Genomic DNA, 21,828 nt, shown 5'->3' with positions numbered 1-21,828 from the left:
GGCGACTCCCTGCTGGCGCGGCGCTTCAGTTGAAGCGCACGTATTCGAAATCCACGGGCTGGCGGTTGATGCCCATGACCGGCGGCGCGATCCAGCCCGCGAACTGGCCCGGCTCCACGCAGCGGCCCATGAGCGAGGCGACGAAGGCGCGGTCGGCGTCCGTGGGCAGCCATTCGGCCTCGCGCATGCGCCATTCCTGCTCGCTGACCACGCGGCCGTCGGGGCTCATGCGCACGCCGGCCAGCGCGCCGATCTGGCGGTTGAAGGCCTTGTGCGGCACCGTGAGGCGGAAGTCGATGCCGGCCTTTTCCATGACCTTGTTCCAGCGGCCCACGCCCGCGTTGGAGTCCTTGATGTAGTCGTCGCGCAGCACCTCGTTGAGCGCGTTGAGCATGGGCACTTCCTTTTCCTGCAGCCTGCCGTCCACGACCTCCAGCACCTTGTAGTGCTGGTCGTGCAGGCGGTGGTCGTCCGCGCGCTTGCCTTCCTCGTAGCGGCCCTTCAGGCCGCTGCTGTAGAAGGTGGCGGCATTGCTGGACTGGTCGGCGCCGAACAGGTCGATGGTCACGCTGTAGTGGAAGTTCAGGTAGCGCTGCAGCGTGGGCAGGTCGATCACGCCGGCCGCGCGCAGGCGGCCCACGTCGTCGGTGCGCAGCTCGTTCATGACCTGGCAGGTGCGCTGCAGCACGCGCGAGACGCCGGACTCGCCCACGAACATGTGGTGCGCCTCCTCGGTCAGCATGAACTTGGTGGTGCGCGCCAGCGGGTCGAAGGCGCTCTCGGCCAGCGCCGCCAGCTGGAACTTGCCGTCGCGGTCGGTGAAGTAGGTGAACATGAAGAAGGACAGCCAGTCGGGCGTCTTCTCGTTGAAGGCGCCCAGGATGCGCGGGTTGTTCTCGTCGCCCGACTGGCGCTCCAGCAGGGCCTCGGCCTCCTCGCGGCCGTCGCGGCCGAAATGCTTGTGCAGCAGGTAGACCATGGCCCACAGGTGGCGGCCTTCCTCCACGTTGACCTGGAACAGGTTGCGCAGGTCGTACATGGACGGCGCGGTCAGGCCCAGGTGGCGCTGCTGCTCCACCGAGGCGGGCTCGGTATCGCCCTGGGTGACGATGATGCGGCGCAGGTTGGCGCGGTGCTCGCCAGGCACGTCCTGCCAGGCCTTCTCGCCCGCATGGTCGCCGAAGTGCACCTTGCGGTCGGCCTCGGCCGGGTTCAGGAAGATGCCCCAGCGGTAGTCGCGCATCTTCACGTGGCCGAACTGGGCCCAGCCCTGGGGGTCCACGCTGATGGCGGTGCGCAGGTAGACGTCGTAGTCGGTGGAGCCTTCGGGGCCCACGTCGCCCCACCAGTTCAGGAAGTTGGGCTGCCAGCTCTCCAGCGCGCGCTGCAGGGTGCGGTCCTCGCCGAGGTTGACGTTGTTGGGGATCTTCTCGCTGTAGTTGATGGCGCTCATGGTCTGTCTCCTCTGTGTCCGTGGGGGTAGGGGGTCACACGCGGTTGAAGTCGAAGCCGGCCTTCTGGCCCGTGCCGTAGAGCTTGAGAGCGCCCTTGTCGCCCACGGCATTGGGGCGGTTGAAGATCCAGTTCTGCCAGGCCGACAGGCGCCCGAAGATGCGCGTGACCATGTTCTCGCGGCTGGCAAAGCGCAGGTTGGCCTCCAGGCCCGTGAGCGCATCGGGCGACATGGCGGCGCGCTCTTCCATGGCGATGCGGATCTCGTCGTCCCAGTCGATGTCGTCGGGCGCGGCCGTGACCAGCCCCAGGGCCAGGGCCTGGTCGCCGTCCAGCGCGCGGCCCGTGGTGGCGCGCGCGGCCTCCAGCGGCGCGGCCTCCTCGTAGAAGCGGCGCTGCAGGCGCGACTGGTCGTTGACCAGGGGCAGCAGGCCGAAATTGAATTCGTCCAGCTGGATGCGCGGGGCGCGCTCGGTGTCGTCGGGCAGCACCAGCATGTAGGCGCGGTCGGCCGCGAAGGCCAGCTCGGCCAGCATGCCCACGAAGCAGGAGCCGGGCTCGATCAGCGCGAACAGCGTGCGCGAGGACACATCCAGCCGCGCAAAGCTGCGGCGCAGCAGGCCCAGCGTCTCGCGCGCCAGCCAGTGGTCCTGGTGGGCCAGCAGGGCTGCGTCTGCGGCCAGCACGGCGGCGGCATCGCCTTCGGTCTTGAGCAGCCAGGTGCCCACGTCCAGCTCGTTGGTGCGCAGGTGCAGGATGGCGTCGTCCAGCTCGCGGCCCATGGCCAGCGGCCACCAGGCGTCGCCGGCCTGCTCGATGGCTTCGAGGGTGGCGGGCTGCGGGCCTTGCCCAAGCGTGGGCGCCTTCACGGTCAGCGTGGCGCTGCGGCGCGCGCGGTCGATCTGCACGCTGACATGGCGGTAGTGCAGCGCGTCGTCCGTGGCCTCGCGTTCCAGGCGCGTGAGCGTGATGCCCTGCGCATTGGCGGGGCGCGTGCTGCCCTCGGCCAGGCGCTGCGCGCGCTCGGCCACCACGGCCTCGAACTGCGCGGGCTTGGCCACGGCATCGACCAGGCGCCAGTCCACGGCGCGCTGGCCGCGCACGCCTTCGACGCTGGTGCAGAAGATGTCGGCCAGGTCATGGCGCACATGGCGCTTGTCGGTCACGCGCGTGAGGCCGCCCGTGCCGGGCAGCACGCCCAGCAGCGGCACCTCGGGCAGGGAGACGGAGGAGGAGCGGTCGTCGATCAGCACGATGTCGTCGCAGGCCAGGGCCAGCTCGTAGCCGCCGCCCGCGCAGGCGCCATTGACGGCGGCCAGGAACTTCAGGCCCGAGTGGCGCGAGCTGTCCTCCATGCCGTTGCGCGTCTCGTTCGTGAACTTGCAGAAGTTCACCTTCCAGGCATGGCTGGACACGCCCAGCATGAAGATGTTGGCGCCCGAGCAGAAGATGCGGTCGCGTCCGCTGGTGACGATGACGGTGCGCACCTGCGGATGCTCGAAGCGGATGCGGTTGAGCGCGTCGTGCAGCTCGATGTCCACGCCCAGGTCGTAGCTGTTGAGCTTGAGCTTGTAGCCGGGCCGTATGCCGCCGTCCTCGGCGATGTTCAGCTGCATGCGGGCGATGGCGCCCTCGACGGTGAACGACCAGTGGCGGTACTGGGCGGGCTCGGTGCGGTAATCGACAGTGGGGCTGGACGGGTGCATGGACGGCCTCTTGGATGAAAAATAGTGCAGTCGCAGATACGGTGCAGGCACAATTATGCAGATTCATTCAGAAAATGCACGCAACAACACGCACGATAGTGCGTGTTTTGGCCCTATCCAGGGTAAACACCAGCCAGCACAGGCGAAAAAAATCCAGGCCTGGGGCCTGGGGCCTGGATGCCGTGGGTTGCTGCCGTTGTCTCAGCGTGCGGGCAGGAACAGTGCCTTCAACTGATCGAAGCTCTGCTCCAGCGTCTGGTCGCTGGTATCCACCACATGGTCGGCCTTGGCGTAGAAGCCGGCGCGGCCTTCGAGGATGCTGCGCAGATCGTCCATGGCCTCGGGATTGGCGGCCATGGGGCGGGTGTCGCCCTGGGCCACGACGCGGGCCATGTGCTCCTCGGGCTGGGCCTTGAGCCAGACCGTGGTGCAGTGCGACAGCAGCTCGTTGAAGGTGGCCGGGTCGGAGACGATGCCGCCCGGCGTGGCGATGACCACGTCGCTGTAGATCTGCACGGCCTCCTCCAGCGCGCGGCGCTCGTAGCGGCGGTAGGCGTTGGCACCGTACAGGTCGTGGATGGCGCGCACGCTGCAGCCGGCAATGCGCTCGATTTCCTGGTTGAGTTCGAGGAAGGGCACGCCCAGCTGCTCGGCCAGCATGCGGCCCAGCGTGGACTTGCCCGCGCCGCGCAGGCCGATCAGGGCGATGCGCGTGTGGCGCTGGCGGTCGCTGGGCGCCGTGCCCAGCAGCTCGCCCGCGGCCAGGCGCACGCGGCGCAGGTCCTCTTCGTTGCGGCCTTCGAGCAGCTCGCGGATCAGCAGCCATTCGGCGCTGGTGGTGGTCACGTCGCCCAGCAGCTCGGCCATGGAGCATTGCAGGGCTTGTGCAATATGGTGCAGCACCAGCACCGACACATTGCCCGTGCCGTATTCGAGGTTGGCCAGGTGGCGCTCCGAGACATCGGCCGCCGCCGCCAGGGCGCGCCGCGTCATGCCCCGGCGCGAGCGCAGGCTGCGCACACGCTCGCCCAGCGCCTGCAGCACCAGGTTCCTGGGGGCTTCTGAGAGGGAATCCGCCGCCCCGGCGGACTGGGCTGCCGTCTCGAACTGGTCCATAGAGTTTCCTTGAAGAGGGCGTGAATGATAAACAGTCGGGGTTAACACCAGCCATGCAATATAGTGCTTGACGTTGGATTGTGTTCTAACTATCTTTGTGTTGCACGCACAATATTGCATGTTGCGCGGAAGATCACAAGTCGGGCCGGATGCCCGATGTCGAAGGAGACCCCGATGATCGACTTCACCCAGCCCTTCAATTTCGCCGCGCACCTGTTCGAGCTCAATGAGGGGCGGCCCGGCAAGATCGCCTACATCGACGACCACGGCACGCTGAGCTACGGCCAGCTGCAGCAGCAGGCGCAGCGCATGGCCAGCGGCCTGCTGGCGGCGGGCATCCACCGCGAGGAGCGCGTGCTGCTGCTCATGCACGACCGCCATGAATGGGCCGTGGCCTTTCTGGGGGCGCTGTATGCGGGCGTGGTGCCGGTGGCGGTGAACACCTTGCTCACGGCCGACGACTACGCCTACATGCTGGGCCACAGCCGCGCCCAGGCCGTGCTGACCTGCGATGCGCTGCTGCCCCTGCTGCGCCAGGCGCTGGACCGGGCGCCCAACGAGGTGCGCCATGTCTGGGTGGCCGGCGACGAAGCGGCGGCGCGCGCCGCAGGCTTTGCGCCGCTGCAGCCCTGGCTGGCGGCGCAGCCGCCGCTGCCCGCACCGGCGCCCACGCTGGGCGATGACCCGGGCTTCTGGCTGTATTCCTCGGGATCCACGGGCAAGCCCAAGGGCGCGGTCCACACGCATGCCAATCCGTACTGGACGGCCGAACTCTATGGCGGCCCGGTGCTGGGCCTGGGCGAGGGCGACATCTGCTTTTCCGCCGCCAAGCTCTACTTCGCCTACGGCCTGGGCAATGCCCTGAGCTTTCCGCTGAGCGTGGGCGCCACCGTGCTGCTGATGGCCGAGCGGCCCACGCCCGAGGCCACCTTCGCGCGCTGGGTGCAGCACCGGCCCACGGTGTTCTTCGGTGCGCCCACGGGCTTTGCGGGCATGCTGGCCTCGCCCCTGCTGCCCGCGCGCGAGCAGGTCAGCCTGCGCATGTGCTCCTCGGCCGGCGAGGCGCTGCCGGCCGAGATCGCCCAGCGCTTCAAGGCGCATTTCGGCGCCGACATCGTGGACGGCATCGGCTCCACCGAGATGCTGCACATCTTCCTGTCCAACCGGCCCGGCGACATCCGCTACGGCACCACGGGCAAGCCCGTGGACGGCTATTGCGTGGAGCTGCGCGGCGAGGACGGCCGCCCCGTGGCCGATGGCGAGGTGGGCGACCTGTTCATCCAGGGCCCCAGCGCCGCCCTCATGTACTGGGGCAACCGCGACAAGACGCGCGAGACCTTCCAGGGCGGCTGGCTCAAGAGCGGCGACAAGTACGTGCGCGACGCCGATGGCTACTACACCTATGCCGGGCGCAGCGACGACATGCTCAAGGTCAGCGGCATCTATGTCTCGCCCTTCGAGGTCGAGGCCACGCTGATGCAGCACCCGGCCGTGCTGGAGGCCGCCGTGATCGGCAAGACCGACGCCGACGGCCTGCTCAAGACCAAGTCCTTCGTCGTGCTCAAGGACGGCTGCAGCGCCACCGAGGCCGAGCTCAAGGCCTTCGTGAAGCAGCGCCTGGCCGCCTACAAGTACCCGCGCTTCATCGAGTTCGTGGACGAACTTCCCAAGACCGCCACCGGAAAGATCCAGCGTTTCAGGCTCCGTGAGCGCGAGGCCAGCGTCGGCTGAACAGCCCCTTCCGATTCCCCTGGCAAAAGCAAGACCCATCCACCACAAGGAGACACGCATGAACACCGATCGCAAACACTGGGCCGTCCTCGCCCTGACGGCCTCCCTGTCCTGCGGCGCATATGCGCAGGACAGGATCAAGGTCGGCTTCATGCTGCCCTACAGCGGCACCTATGCGGCGCTGGGCTCGGCCATAGAGAACGGCTTTCGAATGTTCGTGAACGAGCAGGGCGGCAGGCTGGGCGGGCGCGAGATCGAGTTCTTCAAGGTCGATGACGAGTCCGATCCGGCCAAGGCCACGGACAACGTCAACCGCCTGATCAAGCGCGACAAGGTCGATGTGCTGGTGGGCACCGTGCATTCGGGCGTGGCCATGGCCATGGCGCGCGCGGCCAAGGAAAGCGGCACCGTGCTCATCGTGCCCAATGCGGGCGCCGATGCGGTCACGGGCGCCATGTGCGCGCCCAACATCTTCCGTTCGTCCTTCTCCAACTGGCAGTCCTCCTATCCCATGGGCGTGGTGGCGGCCAGGCAGGAGGGCAGGAAAACCGCCATGACCATCACCTGGAAGTACGCGGCCGGCGAGGAGATGACCAATGCCTTCAAGGAAGGCTTCGAGAAGGAGGGCGGCAAGGTCAGCAAGCAGCTCACCGTGCCCTTTCCCAACGTGGAGTTCCAGGCCCTGCTGACCGAGATCGCGGCCGCCAGGCCCGATGCGGTGTTTGCCTTCTTCGCGGGCGCGGGTGCCGTCAAGTTCGTCAAGGACTACCACGCGGCCGGCCTGCACAAGACCATCCCGCTGTACGGCTCGGGCTTTCTGACCGATGGCACGCTGGAGGCCCAGGGCGAGGCCGCCCAGGGCGTGCTGACCACGCTGCACTACGCCGACGAGCTGGGCACGGAGCGCGACCGGCGCTTTCGCTCCGCCTATGCCCAGGCCTACAAGCTGATGCCCGATGTGTATGCCGTGCAGGGCTACGACGCCGCCCAGATGCTGGGCGTGGGCCTGAAGGCGGCGGGCGGCGACATCGCGAAGAAGGCCGAGTTCCGCCAGGCCATCGAGAAGGCCACCATTCCCAGCCCGCGTGGCGACTTCACCATCAGCAAGTCGCACAACCCCGTGCAGGACATGTACCTGCGCAAGGTCGTGGGCAAGGAGAACCAGCGCATGGGCGTGGCCATCAAGGCCCTGGGCGATACCGGCCGCGGCTGCCGCATGTGAGGCGCGGGGCGCACTCATATACGGACGCATACGGACATCGCCATGGACCTTGCCACCTTTCTCGTGCAGTGCCTGAACGCCGTCCAGTACGGGCTGCTGCTGTTCCTGCTGGCCTCGGGCCTGACGCTGATCTTCGGGATCATGGGCGTGATCAACCTGGCCCATGGCAGCTTCTACATGATCGGCGCCTACATGGCCTTTGCGCTGTCCCCGCTGCTGGGCCAGCACTTCATCACCATGCTGCTGGCCGGCGTGGCGCTGACCGTGGTGCTGGGCTATGCGCTGGAGTGGGCCTTCTTCAGCTACCTCTACGAGCGCGAGCACCTGCAGCAGGTGCTGATGACCTTCGGGCTGATCCTGGTGTTCGAGGAGCTGCGCTCGCTGCTGGCGGGCAACGACGTGCATGGCGTGCCGCTGCCCGGCTGGCTGTCGGGCAGCTTCTCGCTGGGCGGGCTCATGAGCTATCCGTGGTACCGGCTGTTCGCCTCGGGCGTGTGCCTGCTGGTGGCGCTGGCGCTGTACTGGGTGGTCAACCGCACGCGCCTGGGAATGATGGTGCGCGCGGGCGCCAGCAACCGCGACATGGTGCGCGGCCTGGGCGTCGACGTGAAGCGCCTGTACCGCATCGTCTTCGCCATCGGCGTGGCGCTGGCGGCACTGGCCGGCATGATCGCCGCGCCCATGAGTTCGGTCTATCCGGGCATGGGCGGCAACGTGCTCATCATCTGCTTCGTGGTGGTGGTGATCGGCGGCATCGGCTCGATCACGGGCGCGCTGCTGGCCTCGCTGCTGGTGGGCTTTGTCGATACCTTCGGCAAGCTGTTCTTCCAGGAGCTCAGCGGCATGAGCGTCTACCTGCTGATGGCGGTGGTGCTGGTGTGGCGGCCCCAGGGCCTGATGGGGCAAAGGAGCTGAACAATGGCCGTATCCAATCCTTCTCCGGCCCTGCTGGCAGCTGCCGTGCAGCCCCTGCAGCCTGTACAGCCCGCAGAGATGCCGCAGCGCGCCTGCCGATGGCAGGCCTGCGCCGTGCCGCTGGCCTGCGTGGCGCTGCTGGCGCTGGCCGGCCCCTGGTGGTCGGACTATCTGTCGGGCCTGGTGGTCAAGACCATGATCCTGGCCATCTTCGCGCTCAGCCTGCAGCTGCTGGTGGGCGGCACGGGCCTGGTCAGCCTGGGGCATGCGGCCTTCATGGGCCTGGGCGCCTATGCCGCCGTGCTGTCCGCAGGCAACGAAGGCGGCAGCCTGCCGGCCATGCTGGGCTGGGCGCTGCTGGCCTCGGGCGGCTATGCGCTGCTGGTGGGCCTGCTGAGCCTGCGCACGCGCGGCATCTACTTCATCATGGTGACGCTGGCCTTCGCACAGATGGCCTACTTCGTGGTCCACGACACGGGCATCGGCGGCGGCAGCGACGGCATCTACCTGATGGCACGGCCCGCGCTGGGCGCCATCGACATGGAAATCCCGCGCGTGCAGTACTACGTGGTGCTGGCCGCCCTGGTGCTGGTCTATGCCTTCCTGGCCGGGCTGCGCCAGTCGCGCTTCGGCGCGGCGCTGGCAGGCATACGCGTCAACGAACAGCGCATGCGCGCGGCCGGCTTCACCACCTACGGGTACAAGCTCGCGGCCTTCGTGCTGGCCGGCATGCTGGCCGGCGTGGCGGGCTTTCTGCTGGCGGTGCGCGATGCCGTGGTCAACCCCGAGCTGCTGTCCTGGCACCACTCGGGCGAGGTGCTGCTGATGGTCATCCTCGGGGGCCTGGGCTCGCTGCGCGGCGCCGTGCTGGGCACGGTGGCCTTCATCGCGCTCAAGGAGGTGCTGTCCACGCATGCCATCGTCGGCCCCATGGCCGATCACTGGCAGCTGAGCCTGGGCCTGGCCATCATCGTGCTCGTGGCCCTGCTGCCGAAAGGACTGATGGGGCTGATCGGGCTGGCGGGCCTCGCGCGGCAACGCGCTGGAGTACGCAATGAGGTCCACCACAAGGAGGCCGGACATGGCTGATGCGGCACTGCTTTCGGTGCGCGGCCTCACGCGCCGCTTCGGCGGGCTCACGGCGGTTGGCGGCGTGGACCTGGATCTGCACGAGGGCGAGGTCCATGCCGTGATCGGCACCAACGGCGCGGGCAAGTCCACCCTGGTCAACATGCTCTCGGGCGAGCTGGCGGCCAGCGCGGGGCGCATCGCGCTCGCGGGCCAGGACGTCACGCGCATGCCCCAGCCCCGGCGCGCGCGTGCCGGCGTGGGCCGCAGCTACCAGCGCACCACCATCTTTCCCGAGTTCTCGGCACTGGAGAACTGCCGGCTCGCGGCCCAGGCGCAGATGGCGCTCAGGCCCTGGCAGCTGGGCCTGCCCGCACAGCGCTGCGCGGCCAGCCTGCGCCAGGCCCATGCGGCCCTGGCGCAGGCTGGCCTGGCCGGGCAGGCCCAGGCCGTGGCCGGCACGCTGAGCCACGGCGCCAAGCGCCAGCTGGAAGTGGCCATGTGCCTGGCCACCGGCCCGCGCGTGCTGCTGCTGGACGAACCGCTGGCCGGCATGGGCGCCGAGGAGACCGAGCGCATGCTGGCCCTGCTGCAGGAGCTCAAGCGCGGCCATGCCGTGCTGCTGGTCGAGCACGACATGGACGCCGTGTTCCGCATCGCCGACCGCATCACCGTGATGGTCAACGGCTGCGTGGTGGCCACGGGCACGCCTGCGCAGATCCGTGTCGATCCGGTCGTGCGTACAGCCTACTTGGGAGAAGACCATGACTGAGCCCATGTTCGCCATCGACGAGCTGCACACGTACTACGGCGACAGCCACATCCTGCAGGGCGTGAGCCTGGCGCTGGGCGCGGGCCAGGCCGTGGGCCTGCTGGGGCGCAACGGCATGGGCAAGACCACGCTGATCCGCACGCTCATGGGCTATGTTCCGGCACGCTCCGGCCGCCTGCGTGCCGATGGCCGCGACTGCACGGGCGCGCCGCCCGAGCGCATGGCGCGGCTGGGCATTGGCTATGTGCCAGAGGGGCGCGGCATCTTCCCCAACCTCAGCGTGCGCGAGAACCTGGTCATGAGCGCCCGCCCCGGCCTGCAGGGAGAGCGCCACTGGACGCTGGAGCGCGTGCTCGACACCTTCCCCCGGCTCGCGGAGCGCCTGGCCAACGGCGGCGACCAGCTCTCGGGCGGGGAGCAGCAGATGCTGTCCATAGGCCGCGCGCTGATGACGCACCCGCGCCTGCTCATCCTCGACGAAGCCACCGAAGGCCTGGCCCCCCTGGTCGTCGCCGAAATCTGGCGCGTGATCGCCGCCATCCGCAGCACCGGCATCTCCACCCTGATCGTGGACCGCGACTACAAAAAGGTCCTGTCCCACACCGACCGCGCCGTGGTCATGGCCAAGGGCCGGCTGGCGCTGCAGGCCGATTCGCGGGAACTGCTGGCGCAGCCGCAGCGCCTGTCGGAGTTGCTGGGGGTTTGATCAGGGCTGTGCCGCCACCGGCGGCTGCGCCGCGAGCTTGACGTTCTGCGCATGCGTGGGCGGCAGCAGCGCCATGGTCAGGCTGCAGGTGCAGGTCAGGCGGCCGGTTTCGTCGTGCAGTTCGATGGCCCAGACATGGGTGGTCTGGCCCAGGTGCACGGGGCGGGCCGTGCCCGTGACCCAGCCCTGGCGCGCGGCGCGCACATGGTTGGCCGAGACGTTCAGGCCCACGCTGCGCCAGCCTTCGGGGATGGAGCAGGCCGCCGCCACCGAGCCCAGGGTTTCGGCCAGCACCACGTTCACGCCGCCGTGAAGGATGCCGTAGGGCTGGCAGGTGCGCTGGTCCACGTGCACGCGGCCGCGCAGGAAGTCGTCACCGATCTCGGTGAACTCGATGCCCAGGTGCGAGACGGCCGTGTCGGCGCTCAGCGAGGTGATGTCTTCAAGGGTGAAGCTGCGCTTCCAGATCGGCATGGGAGAAGTCCTGTGGGTGCAACGAAAAAGACGGCCCCGTGGGCCGTCCTTGCATGCTACGCCAGTCCGGGCAGCCATGCCGATGGCTGCCTGTAGCCCAGGAGACTGCCGCTGGCGCGCTTGCGCGCTTCAGGCGCGCATGTCGCCCGTTTCCACGAAGCGCTGGTGCCAACTCAGCGCCTCGCCCAGGATGTGGGGCGTGTGCAGGGCGCCCTGGTGCTGGGCGCGGTCGAAGTAGTCCTGCAGCTGGTGGCGGAAGTCGGGATGGGCGCAGCGGTCGATGATGACCTGGGCGCGCTTGCGCGGCGACAGGCCGCGCAGGTCGGCCAGGCCCTGCTCGGTGACGATGATCTGCGTGTCGTGCTCGGTATGGTCCACGTGCGAGCACATGGGCACGATGCAGCTGATCTTGCCGCCCTTGGCCACCGAGGGCGTGACGAAGAAGGACAGGTAGCCGTTGCGCGCGAAGTCGCCCGAGCCGCCGATGCCGTTCATCATCCCCGTGCCCATGACGTGGGTGGAGTTGATGTTGCCGTAGATGTCGGCCTCGATCATGGAGTTCATGGCGATCACGCCCAGCCGGCGCACCAGCTCGGGGTGGTTGCTGATCTCCTGGGGGCGCAGGATGATGCGCTCGCGGTAGAAGTCGATGTTCTCCTCGAAGTCCCTGTAGGCGCTGCCGGACAGCGAGATAGAGGTGGCCGAGGCCTTGGCCATCTTGCCTGCGCGCAGCAGGTCCAGCATGCCGTCCTGCAGCACCTCGGTGAAGCCCAGCAGGTTCTCGAACGGACCCGTCAGCAGGCCGGCCAGCACGGCGTTGGCCACGTTGCCCACGCCCGACTGGATGGGCAGCATCTCCTTGGGCAGACGGCCCATCTTCATCTCGTGCGCGAGGAAGTCGATGATGGACGCGGCGATCAGGTTGGAGTTGGCGTCGGGCTGGGCGAAGACGTTGTCGCGGTCGCCCTTGTGGGTCTCGACCACGGCGACCACCTTGGCCGGGTCCACGCGCAGGTAGGGCTCGCCGATGCGGTCATCGGCATGGGTCAGGGCGATGGGCACGCGGCGCGGCGGGATGGCCGTGCCGTAATAGATATCGTGCATGCCTTCCATCTTGGCCGGCGGCTTGGTGTTGACCTCCAGGATCACCTTGTCGGCGATCTCCAGCCAGGTCTTGTTGTTGCCCACGGCGGTGGAGGGGATGAGGCGCCCGTCCTCGGTCACGCCCAGTACCTCGACCACGGCCACGCTCATGGGGCCCAGGAAGCCGAACCACGCATGCTGGGCCACGTGGGACAGGTGCATGTCGATGAAGTCGATCTCGCCGGCATTGATCCTGGCGCGGCAGGTCGGGTCGGTGTTGAAGGGCAGGCGCTGGCCAAGGGCGTCGGCCTCGGCCAGCGCGCCGTCCATCTCGGCCGCCGTGGAGGCGCCGGTCCAGACATTGATCTTGTAGGGCCGGCCGGCCGCGTGTTCGCTCTTGGCGTGCCGGGCGATGGCCTGGGGCAGGGCCTTGGGGTAGCCCGCGCCCGTGAACCCGCTCATGCCGACGTTGACGCCGTGGGGGATCAGGGCGGCGGCCTGCTCGGCCGTCATGGTGCGCGAAAGGAATTCTGGGAAACGTACGCGGTCTGCGAGGGACATCTATGGCTCCGGCTGACGGCTCGCGCCAGCCGGCAACATGCCGCAGCGCTGGCTTGCAAGCCTAAAAAAAACCGCCCCATGCAAGAACGCAAGGGCGGTATATCTCCGGAAACCGATGGTAGCAGCGCTGGCAGCGGCCCTCGGGTTTCCCCGTAAAGGCCCTGCCGCGCAGTCAAAGGCTCAAAGAATGTTTGCGTGTGCTCACATTCAATGAATCAGTGGCTGATCGTCGCGTGCGTGATCCAGCAGCGCGTACAGGATGATGGCGCCGAAAGTCGCGGTCCCGATGCCGCCCAGCGCGAAGTCGCCGAACTTGAGCGTGAAGTCGCCCGTGCCCAGGATCAGGGTGATGGCCGCCACGATCAGGTTCTTGTTCTGCGAGAAGTCCACGCGGTTGTCCACCCAGATCTTGGCGCCGGCCACGGCGATCAGGCCGAACACCACGATGGACACGCCGCCCATCACGGGCAGCGGGATCGCCTGGATCAGTGCGCCGAACTTGGGCGAGAAGCCCAGCAGCACGGCCAGGACGGCGGCCACGAAGAACACGGCCGTCGAGTAGATGCGCGTGGCGGCCATCACGCCGATGTTCTCGGCATAGGTGGTCACGCCGGTGCCGCCGGCCGCGCCGCTGACCATGGTGGCCACGCCGTCGCCGATGAAGGCCCGGCCCATGTACTGGTCCAGGTTCTTGCCGGTCATGGCGGTCACGGCCTTGATGTGGCCCAGGTTCTCGGCCACCAGGATGATGACCACGGGCACGATGAGCACCATGGCCGGGCCGCTGAACACGGGCGCGTGGAACTGGGGCAGGCCGAACCAGGCGGCATTGATCACGCCCGACAGGTCCACGGGCTTGCCCATGCCCAGCACATTGGTGAACAGGCCGTACAGCAGGCTGGCGGCGATCAGGCCCACCAGGATCAGCAGGCGCTGCACCATGCCGCGCGTGAACACGGCCACCAGGCCCACGCAGACGAAGGTCAGGGCCTGCATCCACGACTCGAAGTTGTTGGCCGCCATGTTCTTGACGGGGATGGCCGCCAGGTTCAGCCCGATCACGGCCACCACGGCGCCCGTGACCACGGGCGGCATGAAGCGCTCGATCCAGCGCGTGCCCACCATCTGCACCACCAGGCCGATCAGCGCATAGACCGCGCCGCAGGCAATGATGCCGCCCAGCGCCACGCCGATGTTGCCGTTGGCGCCCTTGCCGCCATAGGCCGTGGCTGCGATCACCACGCCGATGAAGGCAAAGGACGAACCCAGGTAGCTGGGCACCTTGCCGCCCGTGATCAGGAAGAAGATCAGCGTGCCGATGCCGCTCATGAGCACGGCCACGTTGGGGTCGAACCCCATGAGGATGGGCGCCAGCACGGTGGAGCCGAACATGGCGATCACGTGCTGTATGCCCATCAGCCCGGTCTGGGGCCAGGGCAGGCGCTCATCGGGGCCGATCACGCCTCCCCGTTGCAGCTGGTTGGCGGATTTTTCCGTCCATTGGAAAAGGCCCATGTGGCATCGCTCCTTGTAAAAAATTGGCGCGATATTAGAGGCATTTGTTTTCTGGCAGGTGGGGTGGAGCGGAAATTTTTTCCCAGTGTTTGTGCGCAGATACGCGATCCGGCCCGCAGACTTTGTCGCCCAGGTGCCAGGCTAGTGGCTTTCCCGTCTGGGCTCGCGGGCAGCGCGCGCGTACCGTGGCCGGTTATGAGCCATATCCCTGCCTTCATCCCCCAGATCCGCCTGTACCAGGACTGGCTGCGCGAGCGCCACGGCCTGCAGTTCGACAGCTACGACGCGCTGTGGCGCTGGTCGGTCACCGACCTGGACGCCTTCTGGCAAAGCATCTGGGACTACAACGCGCTGCAGTCGCCCACGCCGCACACGGCCGTGCTGGAGCGCAACACCATGCCCGGCGCCCAGTGGTTTCCGGGTGCCCAGATCAACTACACGCGCCAGGCGCTGCGCCATGTGGATGCCGCCCATGCGGCCGGCATGCCCGCCGTGGTCAGCCGCAACGAGACGGGCCGCCACCGCGAACTGTCCTGGCCCGACCTGCGCCGGCAGGTCGCCGCCCTGGCCCTGCACCTGAAGGCCCAGGGCGTGGGCCGCGGCGACCGCGTGGCTGCCTACCTGCCCAACATCCCCGAGGCCATGGTCGCCCTGCTGGCCACGGCCAGCCTGGGCGCCGTCTGGAGCATCTGCGCGCCCGACATGGGCACCAACGCGGTGCTGGACCGCTTCCGCCAGATCGCGCCCAAGGCGCTGATCGCCGTCGATGGCGTGCACTACGCCGGGCGCGATATCGACCGCATGGCCGTGCTGGCGGAGCTGCGCGCAGGCCTGCCCAGCGTGGAGCATGTGGTCCTTGTGCCCAACCTGGACCTGCAGGCCAGCCTGGCCGATGCCGCCGACTACGGCCAGGTCACGGCGCGCGACGACGCGGCCACGGCGGCCTTCGAACCCGAATGGCTGCCCTTCGACCACCCGCTGTGGATCGTCTACTCCAGCGGCACCACCGGCCTGCCCAAGCCCATCGTCCACGGCCATGGCGGCATGGTGCTGGTGGCCCTGCAGCTCAAGGCCCTGCACAACGACGTGGGCTGCAGCTACCACCCCAACAGCTGGGGCGAGCGCTACCACTGGTACAGCTCCACGGGCTGGGTGATGTGGAATGCCCAGGTCTCGGGCCTGCTGGGCGGCACCACCTGCGTGATCTTCGACGGCAGCCCCGGCGGCAGCAAGGACAGGCCCGACTGGGGCGTGCTGTGGCGCTTCGCGGCCGAGACCGGCGTGACCAGCTTCGGCTCGGGCGCGGCCTTCTACGCCAACTGCATGAAGGCCGGCGTGGAGCTGGCGCAGTGCGGCGACCTGTCACGCATCCGCAGCCTGGGCACCACGGGCTCGCCGCTGTCGCCGGAGGTGCAAAGCTGGGGTACGGCGCAGTTCGCAGGCATGGGGCGGCCTGACATCTGGTGGAACAATATTTCCGGCGGTACCGACTTTGCGGGCGCCTTCATCGGCGGCCACCGCGAGCTGCCCCAGCAGCCCGGCATCATGCAATGCCGCCAGCTGGGCGCGGCCGTCGAGGCCTGGAACGAGCAGGGCCAGCCCGTCATCGACGAGGTGGGCGAGCTGGTCTGCACCCAGCCCATCCCCTCCATGCCCTTGTACCTGTGGGGCGATGCGGACGGCAAGCGCTACCTGTCCAGCTACTTCGACATGTACCCGGCCGGCCATGGCCGCGCGCCCGGCGGCGGCGACGGCCCCGCCTCCATGGGCCCGGTCTGGCGCCACGGCGACTGGATACGCATCCTCCCGGAGGGCGGCTGCATCATCTACGGCCGCAGCGACGCCACCATCAACCGCCACGGCCTGCGCATGGGCACCAGCGAGATCTACAGCGCCGTCGAGGCCCTGCCCGAGGTGCTGGACTCCATGGTCGTGGACCTCGAATACCTGGGCCGCGAAAGCTACATGCCGCTGTTCGTGGTGCTGCGCCCGGGCGTGGATCTGGACGACGCCCTGCGCGCCCGCCTGCAGGGCGCCATCCGCCAGGCCCTGTCGCCGCGCTTCGTGCCCGACGACATCGTGCAGGTGGCCGAGATCCCGCGCACGCTCAGCGGCAAGAAGCAGGAGCTGCCCATCAAGAAGCTGATGCTGGGCCAGCCTCTGGACAAGGTGGTCAACAAGGAGGCCATGGCCAACCCGGGCTGCCTGGACTGGTATGTGGGCTTTGCGGCGCAGCACGCCAAAAGGCAGGCGGCAGTGCAAGAGGCGGGGCAGGCGGCCGTCTGATATGCGAACGGTATCAGTGGCGTGGTTTTTAATATTGGACTGCGACAGACCGGCTGCCTAGAGTGGGGTCCAACCATGGAGCCCTGCAATGAGCGTGCTTGATTCCCTTGCCCTGACCCGCATCCCTGCCGAGGACGAAGCCCTGCGCGCCGAGGTGCGCGCCTTCCTCGCCCAGGCCATACGCGGCCTGCCGCCCCATGTGCGTGCGCGCTCCTGGGGCGGCTACAGCGCCGAACTGAGCCGGCAACTGGGCGAAAAGGGCTGGATAGGCGTCACCCTGCCGCGCGAGTACGGCGGCGGCGGACGCAGCGCCTTCACGCGCTATGTGCTGGTGGAGGAATACCTGGCCTGCGGCGCGCCCGTGGGCTCGCACTGGATTGCCGACCGCCAGAGCGGCCCGCTGATCCTCAAGTACGGCACCGAGGCGCAAAAGCGGTTCTACCTGCCGCGCATCTGCCGGGGCGAGGCCTTCTTTTGCATCGGCATGAGCGAGCCGGGCGCGGGCTCGGACCTGGCCAGCGTGAAGACGCGCGCCGCGCCAAACGGCAAGGGCTTCGTGCTCAGCGGCCAGAAGATCTGGACCACCAACGCCCACCACTGCCACTACATGATCGCCCTGGTGCGCACCTCGGGCGAGGCGGATGACCGGCACAAGGGGCTGTCCCAGGTCATCGTGGACCTGTCGCTGCCGGGCGTGACCGTGCGGCCCATCACCGACCTCTCGGGCGACAGCCATTTCTGCGAAGTCTTCTTCGACAACGTGCAGCTGCCGCCCGACGCCCTGATCGGCCAGGAAGGCCAGGGCTGGGAGCAGGTCACGGCCGAGCTGGCCTTCGAGCGAAGCGGGCCCGAGCGGCTGTTCTCCAGCATCGTGCTGTTCGACGAATGGCTGGCCTGGCTGCGTGCAACGGGCGAGCGCAGCGAAGGCGCGCTGCGCCTGGCCGGCCGCGTGTTCACCGAGCTGGCCCCGCTGCGCGCCATGTCGGTGGCCGTGCAGGACAAGCTGGTGCGCGGCGAAAGCCCCATCGTCGAGGCGGCCCTGGTCAAGGAGCTGGGCACGACGCTGGAGCAGTCCATTCCCGCCGCCATCGCCGACGACCTGTTCGCACGCGAGGCGTCCGAGGTTCCGCTGGAGCTGCTGCGCACCCTCAACTACGTGACGGAGGTTGCGCCTTCGTATTCGCTGCGCGGCGGCACGCGCGACATCCTGCGCGGAATGATCGCGCGTGGCCTCGGCCTGCGTTGAATAAGGTTCCCCCTGAGTTGGGGTGCGCCAGTTTCAAACGGAACGCCCAAGGCCTGGCGTCATGTGTCATGAATGGAGAGAGACATGGAAGACGATTTGTTTGCCGATGCCGCACGCCAGCTGCTGCAGGGCGAGTGCACGCCCGCGCGGGTGCGCGCCATCGAGGCCGGGGGCTCGCCCCGGGCGCTGTGGCAATCGCTGGAGCAGGCTGGCTTTGCCGATGCCCTGGTGCCCGAGGATGCGGGCGGCGCGGGGCTGGCGCTGGCGCAGCTGTTCGATGTGTGGTCGCAGGCCGGCGCCCATGCGCTGCCCGTGCCGCTGGGCGAGACCATGCTGGCGCGCGCGCTGCTGGCGGGGGAGGGCGCCGAGCACCCTTCAGGTGCCATCGCGTTGGCACAAGGCCTGCTCCAGCCGGATGGCAGCCTGCACTGCGCACCCGTGCGCCTGGGCGCGGTGGCGGACAGCGTGCTGGTGCAGCATGCGCAGGGCTGTAGCCTGCTGCCCGTGGCGCAGGCGCAGTCCGAGCCGGCGGCCTTCTGCCTGGACGTGAACCTGCGCTGGAGCGCCGACCAGGTCCGCGCGGCGCCTGCTCCCGATATCGCCCTGCCGGGTGGGCTGGACCTGCGCACGCTGCAGGCCGGCCTGGTGGCAGCGCAGCTGGCGGGCGCGCTCATGGAGGTGTTCCAGCGCACGCTGCAGTATGCGAACGACCGCCAGCAGTTCGGCCGCCCCATCGGCAAGTTCCAGGCCATCCAGCACCAGCTGGCGGTGATGAGCGAGCATGTCTTCGCCGCGCGCATGGCGGCCCGGCTGGGCTGCGCGGGGCAGGGCATCTTCCCCGAGCGGCTGCGCGTGGCCGTGGCCAAGGCGCGCTGCAGCCAGGCCGCGCCGGCCGTGGCCGAGGCGGCCCACGCCATCCACGGCGCCATGGGCTTCACCGAGGAATACGACCTGCAACTGCTCACGCGCCGCCTGCATGCCTGGCGCCAGACGGCCGGCTCCGAGTCGTACTGGCATGGCGTGGCGGGTGCCGCGCTGGTCCATGGCCACGCGGGCAGCACCCTGGATCTGATCCGCTCCACCACCGATATCACCGCCGATATCACCGCCTGACAGGCTCTCGAAGGAACCCCATCCATGCCCTTTCTGAACATCGCGCGCGACGGCGCCATCCTCACCCTCACCATGAACCAGCCCGAGACGCGCAATGCGCTCACGGGCAACACGGCCGTGGAGGAATTCGTGCAGGTCTGCGACGAGATCCGGCGCGATGCCTCGGTCAAGGCCGTGATCCTCACGGGTGCCGGCCCCATCTTCAGCTCGGGCGGCAACGTCAAGGACATGCAGCGCTTCTTCGACGACGCGCTCACGCCCGACGCCATCCGCGAGGAATACCGCCAGGGCATACAGCGCATACCGCGCGCGCTCAACCAGCTGGACGTGCCCTTGATCTGCGCCGTCAACGGCCCGGCCATCGGCGCCGGGCTGGACCTGACCTGCATGTGCGACATCCGCATCGCCAGCGAGACGGCCACCTTTGCCGAGAGCTTCGTGCGCGTGGGCATCGTCCCCGGGGACGGCGGCGCCTGGCTGCTGCCGCGCGCCGTGGGCCGCGCCAAGGCGGCCGAGATGGCGTTCACGGGCGAGGCCATCGACGCGCAGCAGGCCCTGGCCTGCGGCCTGGTCAGCCGTGTCGTGCCCGCCGACCAGCTGCTGCCCACGGCGCGCGTGCTGGCCGACAAGATCGCCGCCAACCCCGGCGCCGTGATGCGCATGACCAAGCGCCTCTTGCGCGAGGGCGAGCACAGCACGCTGGAATCGCTGCTGGAGCTGTCCGCCGGCTACCAGGCCCTGGCCCACAAGACCGCCGACCACCGCGAGGCCGTGATGGCCTTCGTGGAGAAGCGTAAGCCCCGGTTTCAGTGACCGGGCCCGCCCGGCCCCCGCCACGGGGGCATGGGCCGTATGTGACACAACACAAATGGACACTCCCCGGTGCCGGCCTCCCGGCGGGAGTGGGCGCCCATGTACTGCGCACACAGTACACTTTGCGCGTCGAGAGGCAACTCTCCCATCCACCGCACTCCCAGTCCCATGGCCGTTGAAACGACGAGTACTGCCCGCCCCAGCTTCGACCTCAAGAGCGCGCAGCTGCCCGTGGTGGCCGTGGCCCTGCGGGACACCGATGTCAGCGTGCTCGTGGCCGACCTGGCCCAGCGCCTGGCCGACGACCCGGATTTCTTCGACAACGACCCCGTACTGATCGACCTGGCCCATGTGCGCGAGGCCGAACAGGCCATCGACTTCGCCGTGCTCGTCCAGGCGCTGCGCTCCCACCACACCGTGCCCGTGGCCGTGCGCGGCGGCAGCCCGGCCCAGATGGAGGCGGCGCGTGCCGCAGGACTGGCGCCCGCGCCCGAGGCAGCCCCCGTGCGGCCCACCGTGCCCGAAGTCGAGATCCAGGAAGTCGTGCGCGAGATCGAGGTGGTGCGCGAGGTGCCTGCTCCCCAGGCCGACGCCCTCATCGTGGACAAGCCGCTGCGCTCGGGCCAGCGCGTCTATGCGCGCGGCACCGACATCGTGGTGCTGGCCATGGTCAGCTATGGCGCCGAAGTCATCGCCGACGGCAACGTCCATGTCTACGCGCCGCTGCGCGGCAGGGCCATCGCCGGGGCACGCGGCAACACCGAGGCGCGCATCTTCAGCACCTGCATGGAAGCACAGCTGCTGTCGATTGCCGGCATCTATCGCACAATCGAGACCGATCTCCCGGCGGACGTGGCTGCCAGGCCCGCCAAGGTGCGTCTCGACGGCGAGAAAATCCTCATCGAGCCGGTATGACACCGGACCCCTCTTCTTTGCTCTCCAGTCTTTAAGGAACCGTGCAAACATGGCCAAAATAGTCGTCGTGACCTCCGGCAAGGGTGGCGTGGGCAAGACCACCACCAGCGCCAGCTTCGCATCGGGCCTCGCATTGCGCGGGCACAAGACCGCCGTCATCGATTTCGACGTGGGCCTGCGCAACCTGGACCTGATCATGGGCTGCGAGCGCCGCGTGGTCTACGACCTGATCAACGTCATCCAGGGCGAGGCCAACCTCAACCAGGCCCTGATCAAGGACAAGCAGTGCGACAACCTCTTCGTGCTGGCCGCCTCCCAGACGCGTGACAAGGATGCGCTGACGCAGGACGGCGTCAAGAAGATCCTGGACGACCTGTCGGGCATGGACTTCGAGTACATCATCTGCGACTCGCCGGCCGGCATCGAAAGCGGCGCCCTGATCGCCATGCACTTTGCCGACGAGGCCCTGGTCGTGACCAATCCGGAAGTCTCCTCGGTGCGCGACTCCGACCGCATCCTGGGCATGCTCAGCTCCAAGACCGCGCGCGCCATCGCGGGCGAGAGCGTCAAGGAGCACCTGCTGATCACGCGCTACAACCCCAATCGCGTGCAGGACGGCCAGATGCTGTCGCTGGAGGACATACAGGACATCCTGCGCATCGAGCTGATCGGCGTCGTGCCCGAGTCCGAAACCGTGCTGCAGGCCTCCAACCAGGGCATTCCCGCCGTGCACATGCAGGGCTCGGACGTGGCCGAGGCCTACCAGGACGTGGTGGCACGCTTCCTGGGCGAGGAAAAGCCCATGCGCTTCACCGAAGCGCAAAAGCCCGGCTTCTTCAAACGCATGTTCGGGGGGAGGTAAGCGGCCATGTCCATGCTCTCTTTCCTGCTCGGAGAAAAGAAGAAGACGGCCTCGGTGGCCAAGGAGCGCCTGCAGATCATCCTCGCGCGCGAACGCGTGGGAGGCAGCGGCGGCGGCCCCGACTACCTGCCGGCGCTGCAAAAGGAACTGATGGCGGTGATCTCCAAGTACGTGGACATCGACGTCAACGACATCAAGGTGCACCTGGAGCGCCAGGAAAACCTCGAAGTGCTCGAAGTCAAGATCGAGCTGCCCGACGCCTCGCGTTAAAC

General features: G+C 68.3%; 19 protein-coding genes. 13 read left to right on the top strand and 6 right to left on the bottom strand.

Annotated features, from left to right (window positions below; translation table 11 throughout):
- Positions 1-25: 25 nt before the first annotated feature.
- From boxB to A9976_RS08765, 3 genes are all read right to left on the bottom strand, one after another.
- Positions 26-1,453 carry a benzoyl-CoA 2,3-epoxidase subunit BoxB gene (gene boxB / locus A9976_RS08775; RefSeq protein ID WP_047217550.1) on the bottom strand — a complete coding sequence of 476 codons (1,428 nt, stop codon included), beginning with the start codon at positions 1,451-1,453 and terminating at the stop codon, positions 26-28.
- 34 nt (positions 1,454-1,487) lie between these two features.
- A complete protein-coding gene (gene boxC / locus A9976_RS08770) occupies positions 1,488-3,158 on the bottom strand; it encodes a 2,3-epoxybenzoyl-CoA dihydrolase (protein ID WP_183018671.1) in 1,671 nt (556 codons plus the stop codon).
- 201 nt (positions 3,159-3,359) lie between these two features.
- On the bottom strand, positions 3,360-4,274 hold the full coding sequence (locus A9976_RS08765; protein WP_183018670.1) for a helix-turn-helix transcriptional regulator: 915 nt from the start codon (positions 4,272-4,274) through the stop codon (positions 3,360-3,362).
- Positions 4,275-4,448: 174 nt separating this feature from the next.
- On the opposite strand from A9976_RS08765, the gene A9976_RS08760 reads away from it, so the two are divergent.
- From A9976_RS08760 to A9976_RS08735, 6 genes are read left to right on the top strand one after another with little or no spacing between them, the layout of a single operon-like run.
- Positions 4,449-6,005, top strand: coding sequence for a benzoate-CoA ligase family protein (locus tag A9976_RS08760; protein ID WP_183018669.1), 1,557 nt, complete (start codon positions 4,449-4,451; stop codon positions 6,003-6,005).
- A gap of 58 nt (positions 6,006-6,063) precedes the next feature.
- Complete coding sequence (locus A9976_RS08755) at positions 6,064-7,227, top strand: ABC transporter substrate-binding protein (RefSeq protein ID WP_013799988.1); 1,164 nt, start codon at positions 6,064-6,066, stop codon at positions 7,225-7,227.
- Positions 7,228-7,269: 42 nt separating this feature from the next.
- Entirely contained in the window at positions 7,270-8,142 is an 873-nt protein-coding gene (locus A9976_RS08750; protein WP_183018668.1) for a branched-chain amino acid ABC transporter permease, read from the top strand.
- A gap of 3 nt (positions 8,143-8,145) precedes the next feature.
- A complete protein-coding gene (locus tag A9976_RS08745; protein WP_183018667.1) occupies positions 8,146-9,231 on the top strand; it encodes a branched-chain amino acid ABC transporter permease in 1,086 nt (361 codons plus the stop codon).
- Entirely contained in the window at positions 9,224-9,982 is a 759-nt protein-coding gene (locus A9976_RS08740; protein ID WP_183018666.1) for an ABC transporter ATP-binding protein, read from the top strand. Before A9976_RS08745 ends, A9976_RS08740 begins: the two co-directional genes overlap by 8 nt.
- The gene (locus A9976_RS08735; protein WP_409049539.1) at positions 9,975-10,688 is read left to right on the top strand and encodes an ABC transporter ATP-binding protein; all 714 of its coding nucleotides are present in this window, start codon (positions 9,975-9,977) and stop codon (positions 10,686-10,688) included. Before A9976_RS08740 ends, A9976_RS08735 begins: the two co-directional genes overlap by 8 nt.
- Here the strand turns inward: A9976_RS08735 and A9976_RS08730 are convergent, their stop codons facing one another.
- The 3 genes from A9976_RS08730 to A9976_RS08720 form a co-directional block, all read right to left on the bottom strand.
- Positions 10,689-11,162 carry a hotdog fold thioesterase gene (locus A9976_RS08730; protein ID WP_012202024.1) on the bottom strand — a complete coding sequence of 158 codons (474 nt, stop codon included), beginning with the start codon at positions 11,160-11,162 and terminating at the stop codon, positions 10,689-10,691.
- A 129-nt stretch (positions 11,163-11,291) separates the two neighbouring features.
- Positions 11,292-12,806, bottom strand: coding sequence for an acetyl-CoA hydrolase/transferase family protein (locus A9976_RS08725; protein WP_183018665.1), 1,515 nt, complete (start codon positions 12,804-12,806; stop codon positions 11,292-11,294).
- A gap of 207 nt (positions 12,807-13,013) precedes the next feature.
- Entirely contained in the window at positions 13,014-14,321 is a 1,308-nt protein-coding gene (locus tag A9976_RS08720) for a solute carrier family 23 protein (RefSeq protein ID WP_012202026.1), read from the bottom strand.
- A gap of 195 nt (positions 14,322-14,516) precedes the next feature.
- On the opposite strand from A9976_RS08720, the gene A9976_RS08715 reads away from it, so the two are divergent.
- The 7 genes from A9976_RS08715 (at position 14,517) to minE (ending at position 21,826) form a co-directional block, all read left to right on the top strand.
- The gene (locus tag A9976_RS08715; protein ID WP_183018664.1) at positions 14,517-16,607 is read left to right on the top strand and encodes an acetoacetate--CoA ligase; all 2,091 of its coding nucleotides are present in this window, start codon (positions 14,517-14,519) and stop codon (positions 16,605-16,607) included.
- Positions 16,608-16,695: 88 nt separating this feature from the next.
- Positions 16,696-17,853, top strand: a complete 1,158-nt coding sequence (locus A9976_RS08710) for an acyl-CoA dehydrogenase family protein (protein ID WP_183018663.1) — start codon at positions 16,696-16,698, stop codon at positions 17,851-17,853.
- A gap of 84 nt (positions 17,854-17,937) precedes the next feature.
- A complete protein-coding gene (locus A9976_RS08705) occupies positions 17,938-18,966 on the top strand; it encodes an acyl-CoA dehydrogenase (protein WP_183018662.1) in 1,029 nt (342 codons plus the stop codon).
- A gap of 24 nt (positions 18,967-18,990) precedes the next feature.
- On the top strand, positions 18,991-19,779 hold the full coding sequence (locus A9976_RS08700; RefSeq protein ID WP_183018661.1) for a crotonase/enoyl-CoA hydratase family protein: 789 nt from the start codon (positions 18,991-18,993) through the stop codon (positions 19,777-19,779).
- A gap of 168 nt (positions 19,780-19,947) precedes the next feature.
- On the top strand, positions 19,948-20,694 hold the full coding sequence (minC, locus tag A9976_RS08695) for a septum site-determining protein MinC (RefSeq protein WP_183018660.1): 747 nt from the start codon (positions 19,948-19,950) through the stop codon (positions 20,692-20,694).
- Positions 20,695-20,743: 49 nt separating this feature from the next.
- Positions 20,744-21,556, top strand: a complete 813-nt coding sequence (gene minD / locus A9976_RS08690; protein WP_034397563.1) for a septum site-determining protein MinD — start codon at positions 20,744-20,746, stop codon at positions 21,554-21,556.
- A 6-nt stretch (positions 21,557-21,562) separates the two neighbouring features.
- Positions 21,563-21,826: a cell division topological specificity factor MinE gene (gene minE / locus A9976_RS08685; RefSeq protein ID WP_183018659.1), complete on the top strand. Its 264-nt coding sequence runs from the start codon at positions 21,563-21,565 to the stop codon at positions 21,824-21,826.
- The last annotated feature ends 2 nt before the right edge of the window (positions 21,827-21,828 follow it).

The sequence above is a fragment of the Delftia sp. UME58 genome (assembly GCF_014170385.1).
Taxonomy (GTDB): domain Bacteria; phylum Pseudomonadota; class Gammaproteobacteria; order Burkholderiales; family Burkholderiaceae_C; genus Comamonas; species Comamonas acidovorans.
The sequence above is the reverse complement of the archived record's forward strand: the minus strand, read 5'-3'. Positions and strand labels throughout refer to the sequence as shown.

Excerpts from the sequence above, each read along its gene's own strand:
- A9976_RS08725 (WP_183018665.1), bottom strand. The coding sequence starts at position 12,806 with ATGTCCCTCGCAGACCGCGTACGTTTCCCAGAATTCCTTTCGCGCACC.
- A9976_RS08700 (WP_183018661.1), top strand. The coding sequence starts at position 18,991 with ATGCCCTTTCTGAACATCGCGCGCGACGGCGCCATCCTCACCCTCACC.
- A9976_RS08730 (WP_012202024.1), bottom strand. The coding sequence starts at position 11,162 with ATGCCGATCTGGAAGCGCAGCTTCACCCTTGAAGACATCACCTCGCTG.
- A9976_RS08715 (WP_183018664.1), top strand. The coding sequence starts at position 14,517 with ATGAGCCATATCCCTGCCTTCATCCCCCAGATCCGCCTGTACCAGGAC.
- boxC (WP_183018671.1), bottom strand. The coding sequence starts at position 3,158 with ATGCACCCGTCCAGCCCCACTGTCGATTACCGCACCGAGCCCGCCCAG.
- A9976_RS08765 (WP_183018670.1), bottom strand. The coding sequence starts at position 4,274 with ATGGACCAGTTCGAGACGGCAGCCCAGTCCGCCGGGGCGGCGGATTCC.
- A9976_RS08740 (WP_183018666.1), top strand. The coding sequence starts at position 9,224 with ATGGCTGATGCGGCACTGCTTTCGGTGCGCGGCCTCACGCGCCGCTTC.
- minE (WP_183018659.1), top strand. The coding sequence starts at position 21,563 with ATGTCCATGCTCTCTTTCCTGCTCGGAGAAAAGAAGAAGACGGCCTCG.
- boxB (WP_047217550.1), bottom strand. The coding sequence starts at position 1,453 with ATGAGCGCCATCAACTACAGCGAGAAGATCCCCAACAACGTCAACCTC.
- A9976_RS08720 (WP_012202026.1), bottom strand. The coding sequence starts at position 14,321 with ATGGGCCTTTTCCAATGGACGGAAAAATCCGCCAACCAGCTGCAACGG.
- A9976_RS08745 (WP_183018667.1), top strand. The coding sequence starts at position 8,146 with ATGGCCGTATCCAATCCTTCTCCGGCCCTGCTGGCAGCTGCCGTGCAG.
- minD (WP_034397563.1), top strand. The coding sequence starts at position 20,744 with ATGGCCAAAATAGTCGTCGTGACCTCCGGCAAGGGTGGCGTGGGCAAG.
- A9976_RS08750 (WP_183018668.1), top strand. The coding sequence starts at position 7,270 with ATGGACCTTGCCACCTTTCTCGTGCAGTGCCTGAACGCCGTCCAGTAC.
- A9976_RS08760 (WP_183018669.1), top strand. The coding sequence starts at position 4,449 with ATGATCGACTTCACCCAGCCCTTCAATTTCGCCGCGCACCTGTTCGAG.
- A9976_RS08705 (WP_183018662.1), top strand. The coding sequence starts at position 17,938 with ATGGAAGACGATTTGTTTGCCGATGCCGCACGCCAGCTGCTGCAGGGC.
- A9976_RS08710 (WP_183018663.1), top strand. The coding sequence starts at position 16,696 with ATGAGCGTGCTTGATTCCCTTGCCCTGACCCGCATCCCTGCCGAGGAC.
- A9976_RS08755 (WP_013799988.1), top strand. The coding sequence starts at position 6,064 with ATGAACACCGATCGCAAACACTGGGCCGTCCTCGCCCTGACGGCCTCC.
- A9976_RS08735 (WP_409049539.1), top strand. The coding sequence starts at position 9,975 with ATGACTGAGCCCATGTTCGCCATCGACGAGCTGCACACGTACTACGGC.
- minC (WP_183018660.1), top strand. The coding sequence starts at position 19,948 with ATGGCCGTTGAAACGACGAGTACTGCCCGCCCCAGCTTCGACCTCAAG.